Annotated in this window: 12 protein-coding genes; 7 read left to right on the top strand and 5 right to left on the bottom strand. The window is 41.3% G+C overall.

The window, feature by feature from the left end; all coding sequences use genetic code 11:
- Positions 1-235: 235 nt before the first annotated feature.
- The 4 genes from ATG66_RS02555 to ATG66_RS02540 form a co-directional block, all read right to left on the bottom strand.
- Positions 236-3,238 (bottom strand): hypothetical protein, encoded by a 3,003-nt coding sequence (locus ATG66_RS02555; protein ID WP_098413841.1) that lies wholly within the window; start codon positions 3,236-3,238, stop codon positions 236-238.
- Positions 3,231-5,492 carry a hypothetical protein gene (locus tag ATG66_RS02550; protein WP_098413840.1) on the bottom strand — a complete coding sequence of 754 codons (2,262 nt, stop codon included), beginning with the start codon at positions 5,490-5,492 and terminating at the stop codon, positions 3,231-3,233. The genes ATG66_RS02555 and ATG66_RS02550 overlap by 8 nt, the downstream gene beginning before the upstream one ends.
- A 569-nt stretch (positions 5,493-6,061) precedes the next feature.
- Positions 6,062-6,511 carry a NifB/NifX family molybdenum-iron cluster-binding protein gene (locus ATG66_RS02545; RefSeq protein WP_098413839.1) on the bottom strand — a complete coding sequence of 150 codons (450 nt, stop codon included), beginning with the start codon at positions 6,509-6,511 and terminating at the stop codon, positions 6,062-6,064.
- A gap of 106 nt (positions 6,512-6,617) precedes the next feature.
- A complete protein-coding gene (locus ATG66_RS02540) occupies positions 6,618-7,091 on the bottom strand; it encodes a Dps family protein (protein ID WP_098413838.1) in 474 nt (157 codons plus the stop codon).
- Between the two features lie 240 nt (positions 7,092-7,331).
- Between ATG66_RS02540 and ATG66_RS02535 the strand changes: the two genes are divergently transcribed.
- The 3 genes from ATG66_RS02535 to ATG66_RS02525 all read left to right on the top strand — a co-directional run bounded on the left by ATG66_RS02535 (position 7,332) and on the right by ATG66_RS02525 (position 10,141).
- Positions 7,332-8,312 carry an SLAC1 anion channel family protein gene (locus tag ATG66_RS02535; RefSeq protein ID WP_098413837.1) on the top strand — a complete coding sequence of 327 codons (981 nt, stop codon included), beginning with the start codon at positions 7,332-7,334 and terminating at the stop codon, positions 8,310-8,312.
- A 30-nt stretch (positions 8,313-8,342) separates the two neighbouring features.
- Entirely contained in the window at positions 8,343-8,684 is a 342-nt protein-coding gene (locus tag ATG66_RS02530) for a carboxymuconolactone decarboxylase family protein (RefSeq protein WP_098413836.1), read from the top strand.
- Between the two features lie 140 nt (positions 8,685-8,824).
- On the top strand, positions 8,825-10,141 hold the full coding sequence (locus tag ATG66_RS02525; RefSeq protein ID WP_179885573.1) for an NAD(P)/FAD-dependent oxidoreductase: 1,317 nt from the start codon (positions 8,825-8,827) through the stop codon (positions 10,139-10,141).
- Here ATG66_RS02525 and ATG66_RS02520 read toward each other — a convergent pair.
- Positions 10,138-10,965: an AraC family transcriptional regulator gene (locus ATG66_RS02520; RefSeq protein ID WP_098413834.1), complete on the bottom strand. Its 828-nt coding sequence runs from the start codon at positions 10,963-10,965 to the stop codon at positions 10,138-10,140. The two genes, ATG66_RS02525 and ATG66_RS02520, sit on opposite strands and share 4 nt — an antisense overlap.
- 181 nt (positions 10,966-11,146) lie before the next feature.
- Between ATG66_RS02520 and ATG66_RS02515 the strand changes: the two genes are divergently transcribed.
- The 4 genes from ATG66_RS02515 (at position 11,147) to ATG66_RS02500 (ending at position 14,953) form a co-directional block, all read left to right on the top strand.
- Positions 11,147-11,797, top strand: coding sequence for a peroxiredoxin (locus ATG66_RS02515; protein ID WP_098413833.1), 651 nt, complete (start codon positions 11,147-11,149; stop codon positions 11,795-11,797).
- A gap of 109 nt (positions 11,798-11,906) precedes the next feature.
- A complete protein-coding gene (locus ATG66_RS02510; RefSeq protein ID WP_098413832.1) occupies positions 11,907-12,770 on the top strand; it encodes an MBL fold metallo-hydrolase in 864 nt (287 codons plus the stop codon).
- Between the two features lie 15 nt (positions 12,771-12,785).
- Complete coding sequence (locus ATG66_RS02505; protein ID WP_098413831.1) at positions 12,786-13,196, top strand: TIGR01244 family sulfur transferase; 411 nt, start codon at positions 12,786-12,788, stop codon at positions 13,194-13,196.
- A 35-nt stretch (positions 13,197-13,231) separates the two neighbouring features.
- Positions 13,232-14,953, top strand: a complete 1,722-nt coding sequence (locus ATG66_RS02500; RefSeq protein WP_098413830.1) for a SulP family inorganic anion transporter — start codon at positions 13,232-13,234, stop codon at positions 14,951-14,953.
- Positions 14,954-15,034: the final 81 nt, after the last annotated feature.

The raw sequence follows: 15,034 nt of genomic DNA, 5'->3' as shown, positions 1-15,034 counted from the left end.
AGCATATCGAGTTACTAACGGTAAGATAAGGCCTTTCCTCAAACATACAATAGAGTACATACGTTTTAGAATAATTGTATCATTACACTGAAGTCTGCCAAACACCTTGTCTGAACAATTATCACCGTACTAGCGGTTATGAAATAAGGGTTCAAGAGCACAATTACAGGCTCAATCTTTGGCTAAGAAAATTGAAACCATCTCTCTGAATCACAAACTTTCTCTTATCGAATATTTAGGATTCAGCATCTGGTGGCTTTCTCATCATAATAGCCACCATGTGTGCAATATAAACAATAGTATTGGATGAATATTTTTCTATCTCCTGTCTTTCACTCAGTATCTGTTTTTCATCTGGGTGTTTTAACTCTAAGGTAATTGCGCCTCTGCCTGTTCTGCCTTTGGATGACGAGGGAGCTGCCGTGATTACATCAATACCTTTTAACACCCTATTCCACTCACTCTTAACTTCCTTTTTGCCTAAATGATGCGAGGATGCGCGCCATTGTGAACGCTTTATGCATGGCGTTAGCGTTTGTATAAAGGTCGCTAGATTCTGTGGATCATTAAAATAGATACCAGAGCGACTGGTTGAAATCTTAGTAATAATGCCTATTAGATTTCGCAGTATTTCATGTTGTTTAGTTAATTTCTGTCGACGGAAAGCCATCAAAAACTGCTGACTTAACTTCTGTTCACTGTGTGTCTTTAAGGGAGCAGGTACAAGGGACCCTTTGCGTTTTTGGCTAATAAGCCGAGCATTGCCTGTCAAGCTCTTAGTTTTTAAGGAGGCTAAATACTGAGCGTTACTTATCCATTTCAGTATGTTCTTCTCATCAATAAAAAAATGTTGAGCTAATAATTCTATGTCTCTACCCGTCATATACAACTCGATTATCCGTCGACATTGCTCAAAATCGATTTTCTTTTCTTCCGTGGTAATCAAGGGTAGCGGCGTTGAGTCTGGCTTTAGCCTTGATCGTAGCTTGGGAATTTTGGCTTTCTTATCAATGTAATCGGTGAAGTCGTTCAGTTCTTTACTTTGAGCGTCTTTATACACTCGCCGAGAGGCGATACCACACTGCATGGCTTGCTTGAGCGTTACGGAGATCTTTCTTTTCCTTAATTTGGTTGCGATGACCCAATCGGAAAAATGTAAATAATTACGAAAGCTTTGCTCTGGTGAGTGATGCCCGGCAAAGGTCGCTAATGCGTGATATTTACTTCCTGCTGAGTTCTTACCAAAAATAGTGTCATAAACCTTATGTATCTGAGCCTCATCGTAGGCACAAATATTAGGATAACGGATCAAGTCCTCCGCAGGCATTTCTAATAACAACAGTAACTTTGATAAGCATGAGTGGCGTAAATGATACATGGTAAGGTATTCCAGCCCAGAGAGTTTTTTCAGTAACCGTCCGACAACCGTCGACACTGAATGACGATGAAATCCTTGTTCACTATTTAGAAATGGAAACAATAGCTTTTGAGTGGAGTCAGCAATGTTTTTCCGTTGCCGGAGGTAGATTTTCATTAACTTTAACTCGTCGGGCATTAACATCCTGAATAGAGGAACCTTTCTGAACGCATGTGGGGTTTTATTGTCTCCAAACCTATTTTCTCGAATTTGTAGCCAGCCTATCTCTGACGACTCAAGGTGCTCAAACGTTGCTTTTTGTACTTCACTGGGCCTAAGTCCAGTTCGGTAACACACAATACAGATACATTGTAATGCTTTGATATCCATCCGGTTGAGATCGCTAAACTGACCGATATGACTTAATAGTTGCTTAAATAGCCCTTCATCAATAAAACCAGAACGAACATGTGTTCGTTGGTGCTCTATTTGAAATAACTCTGGGTTGAGCTCTGGCAATTGATAGTGCCGAACGAGAAATCGGTGCAAATCCTGAAGCCGACCTAAAAAATACCCCTTGTTCTTTGTCGTTAACTCAATAATTTGTGTGTACGCTTCTTCAATCCCGTCCCTAGCTGTCTCAAAAATAGAAACATCTTGATTGATATAAAGCCACTTTCGGGCAAGTGATGAAAAGTAGGTATTCAACGTCGAGACGGAGCATGACTGCGCTTTATGAATAAACCAATCAAGTAACGCCAGTTGATACAAAGAAAATTCATTAGAAGCCCGAAATGCTTCAAGTTGTTTTTTGGCCGCCTCTTTCGTCAACTTACTTAAACCAGAACACGAAAAACATGCTTTTAGCGCACGATAAAAATGTGTATGTGTCCTGCCAGGTTTTCGGTTTGTTGAATGATTCGAGGTGATGGGGTTTGCTATTAACTCACTATAACAAGGACTCTCAATAGTTTGCGTTACGGGGGAAACCAGTCTCACTAGGTTATTTTCGGGTAAGGAGGAAGTGACCGTTTCACCACTTAGTACACACAGTAGCGCATGGGACAAATCGCCTCGATCCATATTCACAACAGCAAACGGCGCCGTGTAGCAAAGGTGACTCAAAGTACAACGGTTTAACTTCTTTTTTTCAGACAGGCTTTCGGTTAGAAGTTGAAAAACAGACGGTTCATCATTGATTTGCCGGCAAATATTCGCGTGGTGTTCATTCCAATTTCTCAACAATGCCAATGTGAAAGGATGAAAGTAACACAGGTACTCCACTTTTTTCTCATCGTTCTCGGTCACATTGGTATCGTACTTATTAGATTTGAACGTCAACGTTATAAAGGGGATACCAGACCAACACTTTATCGACAACGGAGTATGTCTGCATTGAGACACAAAAGCCATCAAGACCTCTTTTTGACACTGCCCAGAGTGAAAGATCAGTGACATCAATACGTTTTGGACATGTCTACGTTCCTCACCGATGCTATTTGACTGGCCCAATTGCATCATCCACTCTTTATAGAGCGATTCCGTTACCCATGATGCTCGCAGCCATTTGGGCGTAAAAAGTTGCGTCTTAGGTTTTTGGCTTGATATGTAAGTCGGTGGCGAATATCGCCAATTAGCGGACTTTTGGTAATCCAGGATCACCTTTACTGCCGAATTATGGGCGAGTCGAAATTCTTCGGTACTCTCCATCATTTTTTTTAATGACTCAACTAAGTCTATCCATTGTTCATTAAATAGATCGCTCGAAACGGGTGGATTACTTTTCGAAAAATAAGCCTTAGCGAGATTATTTCCTATCCGTTTAGCATCCGTTATTCTCCCATCTCGTACTTGCTGACGCTTATCGCTTGCTTTAATCATATAATCTAACCACTCCTAGAGAAATGAGTAATTGATCGAGCGTGTCGGCCACCGTAGTAAGATCGGCCAAACTTAAAGAAGAGTAATGTTCAAAAGCCATGTTGCCACCTTGATGATGCCCCATCCACGCAGCAATAATATCAGGGTGTATCCCTCGCTCGATAAGGAATGAACGCGTTTGATGTCGTCCCCAATTTGCCTGAGCTGGTATAGGAATTGGCATGCTTAAGGAAACTCTGTACCAATTTTTAGGACTAGGCTCTAACGTTTTGTTTCCATTTATGAAGAAAAAAAGGTGGTTTTTTCCATTCAGTGTTTGCTCGTATCGAGTAGCGGGTATCTCTGGTGTAAAACGATTCCTTAATGATTGCTCACAGAACCTTAAATAGTCATTGATAAGATTAAGTGCGGTAGACGGAAGTTTAATCACCCGGCTTGAATCTGTTTCTAGACGCTCTTTATCTGATATACAACAGTACCCTGAACTCAAATTAAGATCCGTCAGTGAGCCAAACCATCCATGAACAGGTCGGTAACCGGATGCAATGCTCAATACTTTAATTAGAAATAAAACCAATAGATTATGAATCATTTCGTGAAGTGACTCATTGGTTTCTAGAGAAATGCATTGTATTAATGTTTTAGATAACAGCTTTATTTCGAATTTAAGCTGCGTTTTATCATAGGGAACCATCGTTCCCAGATAGCATTCGTCACTGACACTGCTTTCAGCCATTAATAACGTTATTTCCGAAATAATAGAGAGAAACTGGAAATAATGATGATAGTGTTGTTGCACTGTACGCAATTTAAACTTTGTATAATAGCTCGCAGGAAGTGTGCTCAGGGACACTCCTCGTATCACTCCCTCAATCACTGGATCAACGGCAACACTTTTTCCGTATTGGCAAAAAAATCGACTTACCTTGTTCGGTGTAAGCCGACTATTTGTCTCTTTGTTCAATGCATTGAGGTATAACACCTCTTCATTTTCTTCCTTCGCCGAATGAAAAAGACTTGAGCGATACCGAACTATCGGAGGTATCGACAATTCAAAAGTCTCTATCGTTCTATCTGCGTGAGTAACAGTGATTGAATTTAACGCGTACTTTGTTGAAGGTAACTGATGGTGACGCATAAAACCCGTGATGTATCCCTCTTCATTTATTACCCAATCCTCCCCCATCAGTGCACCAATAGATCGTCCGGTCAATAAACTGAGCATGAGTCGGTCTGACGCATCGGACTTCATATCATCCATAAAATAATGCGTTATAAATCGACGAACTTCATGAGAAGTCGCCGTCGCAATACTGGAGTTATGTAACTGTGCATTGCGTAACATTGAACTATTTACGAGAGCCGCACGTGCAGATTCAACCGAATAATCGTTATGGATTGCGTGTGGATTATAAACTATTGAAGATGACTTACTTGTTGAAATAGCGAATTGATCTTCTTCAATACAAAGATTATCGCTCTCATATTGTTCATCAGCCGCAACCTCATCGTCAGTGGAAGCGTCAAAGTGATAAAGTTGAGTCACCTCGAGATGTCCAAACGAAGCGTCGCCATAAAAAGGTCTTTCTATTGTCGAGTCAAAATAAGGCGTTTTGGGAAATTTAGAAACCTTTCTCGTTGTCAAAACAGGAAGATGATTGGAAATAATTTCAGCTGCTCTGACAAGCAATTCCGACTCATCAATACGTGATTGTGCGAAGTTTTTGCGCTTGCCTTCTAGGACAAATCGGCGCAGAACAGTCACAATTTCACGATAATTCTTACCATGAAGATCGGGTAAAATCTGTAATAATTCAGTCCTTTTCCCCAACTTGATCATTCTTATTATGTGAGGAATTTTTTGACGGAAAGTAATGCAATTTTCTACCGAAAAAGATGCGATTAATGCAACTAAACATAATACTTCATATCGCTCTATTTTTTGCTTGTCACTGTCAGATATTAGGTATGGATTCATTGGACAAACTATCATTGCTGAAAAATAATTCTCACCTAATATTTGGCGACCTTTTAATAACCGATAAACAAAATTCAGGTCATAATTTCCTGGTTTAACCTGCTTTGTACATTCGAGTATTAATGGTGTAATTAGTGTTCTTGTTCTAGGGTACTCTTGACAAAACTCGTGCAAAAAGAACAAAACTTTTTTAGCGATCGCAGAATTTGCTTCTTTCTCATATTGAAAAAGCTGTTCAATAAACTCTTGTATACATGGTGTATTCTCGGAATGCATGTCTTATCCCATCTATTCGTTTTCCTTATTAATAGTTAACGAACTCTTAGGGGCAATTTTCTCTAGAAACACCATTTTTTTTCATAAAAAACATAAAATTGTGATCTAAGCACGGTGACCATAAATAAAGCTACCGTTATAAAACGTAATTAAATGGGCTTAATAACCAATAAAAGATTGTCATTTAAATCATTGATTTTAATAAACTAAGTTGAAATCAGGTCATGTGCAAAGGTCTAGTATTCATGCGGGTAAAAGCCTTCCAAGCTGATGATGCGGGTTCGATTCCCGCTGCCCGCTCCAAGTTTATCTTCTGCTTTAACAATCCCAACCCTTTAAAGTGAACGTTTTAAAGCGTGTTTTTTTGTGTATCTGCTACTTCAAAACAACCATTCTAAAATTATTAAAATGGATACGGTGGCTAAATCGTGGTTATAACGTTGTCCATGTCAGATTTTGATACCTTTCATAAGCTGAACTATCGAGTTTTAAGCATGCTCGCCGAACCAATAAACGATACTTACAGTTAACTCTGTCACTCCCGAATTCAACTGCGAAGTACACACCTGTTACCAGATGCCGCCCGCCTGAGAACTCTGCACGCCTTGTCCGGCTCCTCGACCATTTCCAGCCTCGGCATTACCTCTTCTATTACAATTTGGTCCTTCTTCACCGACATTTCTCATTCGTTGACGTCGTCTGATGCGTTTACATGATTCATCATCATTCATACGAGTTTGCTCTTCCCCACGACTTAACCCCATACTTCGACCTGTACGTGGTCCATTTCCTTGTGACCTCAGCCCCATACGCCACCTTTTATCACAACCAGGCATAGCAAAAGGTACCTGATCAAGCTGGTCTTTCTGCCAGCATTCAATAAGCTCCGAAACTTCTCCGGAACAGAACAGATAGGCGTTAATGCCATGTTCTTCAATGGCTAGCTGCAAGGAACGGGAAATCGTACCACATATCAACAAGTCGACATTCTGAGATAGCAAAAAAGTCAGTTTATCCATTGCCGAATAAATGCCTTATTTACTTTGTTCATAACCGTTCACTTAATATTTGATGCTAAAAAATGGGGTTTACTGTCAGTTCACCCCAATAAGTAATGAATTATATTTATGCGGCCAACATGACTCTTAACATCCATGCCGTTTTTTCATGAACGCGCATTCGATCTGAAATCAGTGCTGCGGAAGATTCATCATCTGCGTCCTGAGCCGTTTTTAATATCTCACGACAGGTTCTGATCACCTGTTCGTGACTTTGCGTAAGGATTTTCACCATCTCCATTGCTGGCGGGATATCTTCCACTTCTTCAATAGAACTTAATGCTGCTAACGATTTATAAGTACCTGGAGCGACAATATTCAATGAACGAATACGTTCAGCGACATCATCAACTGCTGTTGCAAGCTCTGTATAATGCTCTTCAAACATCAAATGAAGATCGCGGAACTGTCGCCCAGTTACGTTCCAGTGAAAATTGTGAGTTTGCAGATAAAGCGTGTAAGAGTCTGCCAACAATCGCTTCAAGCCTTCAGCAATAGCTATGCGGTCAGCTTCGTTAATTCCTATATTGATAGTATCCATAGTGACTCCTTGATTGAAAACATTTAGCAAATAAGTATAGAAAACTCTATCGAGGATATGCTTTTCAGATCTACTTTTTCATAAAAGGCGATAACACCACTCTATAACAGTTCATTTTGTTAAAAAACCTTTTGTCGCATTAGGAATATTCCTTGTCATGCTTTCGACTAAAAACGTCAGCCAGATAAGAGTATATTAGATTCAACTAATGGTCACAGCTACCAACTGAAAAGGCTTGATATGAACGATTTATCGATAAACCACCTATCCTCTGCAAAGGTAGAAAGCCGATTAATACATTTCCCTATTTCAATGTTCTCTATCGTTATGGGTTTGAGCGGATTTTCAATCGCATGGCAAAAAGCTCTGGGGATGTCTTTACCTGTGGTGACAGCATTCACCAGTGTTTTAGCAAGCATCGTTATGCTGCTGGTTAGTAGCCTTTATTTGCTAAAGCTCTTTCGCTATCCAAATGCAGTGATTGCAGAAACAAAACACCCAATTAAGATTAATTTCTTTGCAGCCTTCTCAATCAGCCTATTACTTCTTTCCGTCGTTTGGCATAGGTTTGAATCGCTTTCCTATTGTTTGTGGGGTATTGGCGCTCTCGTTCAGCTTTCGTTAACTTTAATGGTTATGCATAGCTGGATACATCATGAGCACTATCGACTCGAGCACGCTAACCCGAGTTGGTTTATCCCGGTTGTCGGTAACATCATAGCTCCAATCACCGGTGCTAAACTGGGTTATATCGAAGTAAGCTGGTTCTTTTTCGGCGTTGGTATTATTTTCTGGCTGGTACTATTAACCATCATTATTAACCGGCTGATTTTTCATGAAGCTTTACCAGCACGTTTTAAGCCTATGCTGTTTATCTTGTTAGCTCCGCCCTCCATTAGTTTTGTTTCCTATAGCTCGCTAGTACCAGAACTGACTGACTTTTCTAGAATACTTGCCTCTGTTGCACTATTCACCGCTATTTTGCTGGTGCTTAATATCAATCAATTTCGAAAAGGTGGATTTTATCTTTCATCCTGGGCTTTTTCATTTCCGGTAGCGGCTTTTAACGTCGCTCTGTTTAGATATGCTGAGCTAACTCAGTCACCTGCATACTTCTACATGGGGATAGCGCTATTAGGATGCCTGACCCTTCTAATTCTGTGGCTTTCACTTAATACATTCAAAGCCATAAAAGCCGGTGAAATATGCAAGCCAGAGTAAATAAATTTGAATATACAACTGAGGTAAATTATGAGCAAAAACTATACAGACATTAATCAGCAACAACGCAAGTTAGGTTCCGCTTTTCGAAAAGAGAGCCCTGAGACTCTTAACGCTTTTTTAAGTCTTCACAAAGCAGCTTTTTCTCCGGGCGCTATGGAAACCAAATATAAAGAGCTTATCGCTGTTGCGATTGCCATCAATGTCCGTTGTGATGGCTGTATTGGCTCCCATGTTGAAGCGGCTGTAAAAGCAGGAGCTTCCAGAGAAGAGTTGGTTGAGACCATTAATGTAGCTATTTTAATGGGTGGAGGCCCTGCTGTAATTTATGGAACACAAGCTCTGGCTGCTGTGGACGAGTTTAGCCAATAATTAAATATACCCGTCCTACTTAGAGCGACAAGTAGGACGTATAAAGATTTATTAACTGGCAATTCACTCGCTTAATTTTTTGACACATAACGTTATGTGAAATGAAAAGCTTAGTCGTTCATTGTTTAAGGAAGTTAGAAATGGAGATTTCCAGAAGAACATTAATAAAGTCTGGCATAGGCATGGGTGTTTTAGGTGCAGTTGGACTTACATATAAAGAAAGCCAGAAAGTGAGTACCAATGCAAAAATATTGATTGTTGGTGGTGGTGCCGCAGGTATTGGGTTATCCAATATGCTTTTACGCCATTTAGATGGCGCTCAGATAACAATTATCGAACCAAGAGACTTTCATTGGTACCAACCCGGTCAAACTCTGTTTCTTGCGGGATCATACTCCAAAACCTGTGATGTCATACGACCAATTGGAGACTACATAAATAACAACGTCACCTGGAAACGAAGCTCAGCGAGAGAGTTCATACCCGATAAGAACACGGTAATAACGTCAGATGGAGAGTCGATACAGTACGATTATTTAGTTGTTTCGACAGGACTAAGCTTACGCTACGACTTGATAGACGGCCTAGATACAAACCTTATTGGAAAAAGTGGAATCTCCAGCATTTACCATAGCCCGGAAGCAGGTATTAAAAGTTACCAACAAGCTCAACAATTTTTGGATAATCCGGGCGGAGGAAATGCAATATTTACTCGACCACAGGGTGCTATAAAATGTGCAGGCGCACCAATGAAAGCGACGAATTTAGTAGAAAGCTTTGCACAGAAATCTGATAATCGCAATGGCCTTAATTTTCAATATTTCACATCAGAATCGTTGCTTTTCTCAGTTAAAAACTTTGACACAAGAATCAAAAACATTTGGAATAAACGACAAATCACACCGAATTATGAGCACATTTTAAGCTCCATAGATTCTGACAAAAAAACTGTAACCTTTATATTAAAAGACGGCTCTACAAAAATACTTGATTGGGATTTCATACATGTTGTACCGCCAATGCTTCCTCCACAGGTTGTTATTGAGTCTGACTTGGCGAATAACGACACGTATAGAGGTTATCTAAACGTTGATCAGTATACAATGCAGCACATACATTATTCGAATGTATTCGGCCTTGGAGATTGTGTTGGAACGCCCATTGGTAAGACCGCAGCTTCGGTGAAGTCACAGATACCAGTTGTTACTAATAATATATGTGCGCTGCTTACAGGTAAAACACCTCATCACAAGTGGGACGGTTATACTTCATGTCCAATGATTCTCGATGTGGGCCATGCGATGTTGTGGGAGTTTGACTATTCATTACAACCAGTCACAGCGCTGCCTTTTCAAGTCGTTGACCCACTTGAAAAAAGTAAGTTAGCTTGGAGAATGGAGGAAACACTTCTCCGCCCGATATATGACATGATGTTACACGGGTATACACCAATTTAGTTATCATTGCACTTGGACTTTCCACATTGCTGAGGAGGAACTCCGAAAAATTTGCTAAATTCTCTAGTGAAACTTGGGATACTCTTGTACCCAATTTCATGTGCTACAGATTTAGTTGTCAGTCCTTGTTCTATAAGGTCCCTAGCCAGAATCAACTTATATCGACTTTTCCATGCTCTAAACGTGAGTCCTATCTCTTTGATAAATAACCGTTCGATCGTACGCGGGCTCGCACCAACCTTAGGTGCAAGTGCGCGCAGTTGGTGGTCAGAAGAAAACTCATTAATCAATAAGCTTAGTAATTTTTTTAGACGAGGATCTGTCCCAGATGGCATCCAATAAGTCGTTTGTTCTAAACAAGATAATTCCTCTAATACAACGAGCCCCAACAACCGACTGTAGTTTTGATTGGTATTTTCACTAACAAGTCTTTTCATAACGTCTTTCAATAAACTACTTAGTTTCATTACGACGGCGTGCTCGTTTTCTGAAAGAACTTCATAAAAAGGATCGACATATAAACTCAACAATACTGTTTTTGTGTCGCTGGAGAGCTCATGAAAGGCATTACTCGGAATCCATATCCCGCATGATGTCGGTACTATCCATACCTTGTTATTACTAAGGATACTGAAAGTACCTGACTCAGCCCAAATAAATTGCCCTCTAGGATGCTGGTGTTCAGGAACACCCGTGCCCGCTTCTAGCTGTCTTTTTTCCATCAACACGGGCTTCGTACTATCAAGGATGTATGCCTTGGTGCTTGGTTTGAGAATTGTCGCATTAGGATAACTTGTTGGCATTTTTAGTGACTTTTTTGTCATTCAGAAATATATACTCTAAATATGGTTGGTCGATTGTTCAATGTTAAAAGGTGAATTGAGTAAATCCATTTTATAACTTACGCGATTATTTGATATTAGACTAAACCATATCTTTTTAACTAGTTAGTTATTACTGAACTAATGATAATTAATTGACCGAAACATAATAGAAGGGTTACCTATGTGCGAACATGAAAACCAAGTTGTTGCAATGCCACAATTAAACAAACCGGCACCACGATTCAATGCTAAGACAACACACGGAATGCTTAAGCTAGAGGACTACAAAGGCAAATGGCTTGTGCTATTTTCTCACCCTGCTGACTTTACGCCTGTGTGTACAACAGAGTTTATGGCTTTTGCGAAGGCAAGTGATGACTTTAAAGCGCTAAATTGCGAATTGATGGGTCTGTCTATTGATGGTGTTCATGCGCACATCGCATGGGCTCGTAGCATTAAAGATAACTTTGGTATTGAAATTAACTTCCCGATTATCGCTGACCTGAATATGAAAGTCGCTGGCGCTTACGGCATGGTCCAACCTGGTGCAAGTGATACTTCTGCGGTTCGTGCCACTTTCGTTATCGACCCTGAAGGCGTACTACGTGCGATGCTTTACTACCCAATGAGCAACGGCCGTTCAGTTGCAGAAATACTACGTCTGGTTAAAGCACTACAAACTACCGATGCAAACGCATGTGCGACTCCGGAAAGCTGGACTCCTGGCGATGAAGTAATTGTTCCACCACCAACAACCACTCAGGAAGCGGAAGTGCGTAAAAATCAAGGTTACAACTACGTTGACTGGTACTTCAGCAAAAAAACGCTGTAATCGGCAAACTTTGCTGACCATAAACTGAGTAGCTATGTAAACGGGTGCTCACCAGCACTCGTTATCTTGGTCACATATCACTCATCCTTTACCGAACTAAGGACGTAATATGACTCCCAACGTTTACGAATTTTTTGATCTGAAAACTTTCACCTATAGTTATGTCGTCGTTGATTCAACCAGTCAACAATGTGCTGTTATTGATTCAGTGCTCGACTATGATCCGGCATCAGGCAGAACTTCATACGAAACGGCCGATAAACTAATTGAGTTTGTTGTGGAAAACGGCTTAAAGGTTGAGTGGATTCTTGAAACCCATGTTCATGCCGATCACCTAAGCGCGGCCCCCTATATCAAACAGAAACTCGGTGGCAAACTCGGTATTGGTGACAAAATCACGGTGGTACAGGATACGTTTGGTAAGCTGTTTAATGCCGGTAATGATTTTGCGATGGACGGCAGCCAGTTTGATCACCTGTTTGCTGATCAGGAAACTTTTACTCTTGGGGGGATTCAAGCACAGGCAATCCATACTCCGGGACACACTCCTGCCTGTATGGCTTATGTTATTGATAACTGTGTATTTGTTGGCGACACCTTATTCATGCCCGATTACGGCACCGCCCGTTGCGATTTCCCCGGAGGAGATGCAGCGACCCTCTATCACTCAATTCAGAAATTGTTCGCTCTGCCTGATAAAACACGCGTCTTTATGTGTCATGACTACAAAGCACCAAACCGAGAAAAGTACCAGTTTGAAACTACGATCGGTGATGAGCGCTTACACAATATTCACGTCAAACAGGATATTTCGGAACAGCAATTTGTTGAAATGCGTGAAAGACGTGATGCCACACTGAATATGCCGACCCTGATTTTGCCTTCGGTTCAGGTCAATATGCGTGCCGGAAAATTACCACCGGAAGAAGATAACGGTGTGCGTTATCTGAAAATACCATTGAATAAAGTCTGAAACGGAGTTGCTGTTATGCTGATACCAATCTATTTAACCGATTCAATTACCGTTTCACCACAAATTCAGCCCAGCGACGTAGCACGTCTGGCGTCCATGGGGTTTAAGTCGATCATCAACAACCGCCCGGACGGGGAAGAAAATGATCAACCTCTGAATAGAGAAATTGAACAACTGGCTAAAGAGCAGGGCTTAGCCTATTTTCACCTCCCAGTGATCTCCGGAAATATTACTCAAGAGCAGGGGAAACAGTTTGGTCAGTTCTTTGCACAGGCTCCTAAACCAATTTTTGCTTTCTGTCGCACTGGAACACGTTGCAGCGCACTCTGGTCGATGAGCAGCAACGAATTGGGTTTATTTGATCAACGCATTGCTCAAGCCGCCGAAATGGGTTTTGACCTGAGTTGGGTTAAGCAACCCGATTAACCGAGTTCACACACATTACTTAGGATAACCAAGGCATGAAAAATTCCTGGTTGAAATGGCTGCCGATATCGTCTTGGTTGCCCGACTATTCGCGTCATGATGCAACGAAAGATGGCTTAGCTGCTATCATCGTGACTTTGATGCTAATTCCTCAAAGCCTTGCATACGCGATGGTCGCTGGCCTACCACCCGTTGTTGGTCTGTACGCCAGTATCCTGCCGCTGATCGCTTATACTCTGCTTGGTACCAGTAAAACACTGGCTGTCGGTCCGGTTGCAGTTATCTCGCTAATGACCGCAGAAGCCGTTGCTCCGCTGTTTGAAACGGGTAGCCAAGGCTATATCACGGCTGCTGCAACATTAGCATTTCTTTCCGGTATCGTGCTGTTGCTAATGTCGGTACTTAGACTGGGATTTCTGACCACTTTTTTAAGCCATCCAGTGCTTTCCGGTTTTATGACCGCCTCTGGTATTCTTATCTCTATCGGACAGTTTAAACATATTCTTGGCGTGCCACTGCACGGAGAAAATGTGATTGAACGCCTGACCAATTTGATTCTTGCATTGCCCCAAACCAATTTCTATTCCTTGCTGATTGGCGTATCCTGCTTGATTGCCCTGATCTATGCACGCAAGAGCCTTAGACCCAATTTAATCAAGCTGGGACTTTCATCAGAACTGGCAGGTCATGTAACCAAACTAGCTCCAGTGATAGTGATGATATTGAGTATTGTACTGGTAGCCCTGTTTGATCTGGACAAAAAGGGCGTGAGCGTGGTCGGCCAGATCCCAAGCGGTTTGCCGAGCTTTTCACTGCCATCACTCGATCTCGCACTAATTGGAGAACTGCTTCCGGCCGCGATTTTGCTGAGTATTATCGGTTTTGTCGAATCGGCTTCGGTTGGCCAGACACTCGCGGCGAAACGTCGCCAGAGAATTGAGCCAAATCAGGAACTGATTGCCTTAAGTGGTGCCAACATCGCTTCGGCTATTAACGGGGGATTTCCGGTTACCGGTGGTCTATCGCGCTCAGTAGTCAATTATGATGCCGGCGCCGAAACACCATTAGCGGGCACATTTACCGCAATCGGAATCGGTATTACGGTGCTTTATTTCACTCCACTGTTTACCTATTTGCCACATACGGTATTAGCGGCAACCATTATCGTTGCGGTATCGGCACTAATTGATGTAAAAGCCATCATCCATACTTGGAAAAGTGCAAAAAGTGATGCTATTGCCATGTTTCTTACCATTATCGGTGTACTGGCCTTTAACGTTGAGATTGGTTTGTTTGCAGGACTGGTCGCATCTCTCGTATTATTTCTCTGGCGCACCAGTCGCCCACATATCGCAGTTGTCGGTCTTGTACATGGTACTCACTACTTTCGCAACGTCGACAGATATGAGGTAGAGACAACGCCTTCGGTTGTTACAATTCGAATTGATGAAAGCCTGTATTTCGCGAACTCACAATATTTAGAAGAAAAAATCCCTTCATTCATCACTCACAAACCACTCACTAGGCATTTAATCTTGATGTTTTCAGGAGTCAATGATGTTGATTTGAGTGCCTTAGACAGTCTTAAAAAAATAATGTCAGATTTGCAAGAACGAGGTATTACAGTGCATTTTTCTGAAATTAAAGGGCCTGTCATGGATATTCTTAACCATACTAATTTTATACAAAGTATTACAGGACATGTCTATTTTGATCAATATACTGCGTATCACTCTCTTAAGTGTATCGAAAAATAAGAATTAATATAATTATACCCTTTCAACTTGAAGAATCAGGTTTCAAAATCTGAAAATTATCCGTAATTCTGGGTGAGATTT

It is taken from the genome of Vibrio sp. ES.051 (genome assembly GCF_002563795.1).
Classification (GTDB): domain Bacteria; phylum Pseudomonadota; class Gammaproteobacteria; order Enterobacterales; family Vibrionaceae; genus Vibrio.
The sequence above is the reverse complement of the archived record's forward strand: the minus strand, read 5'-3'. Positions and strand labels throughout refer to the sequence as shown.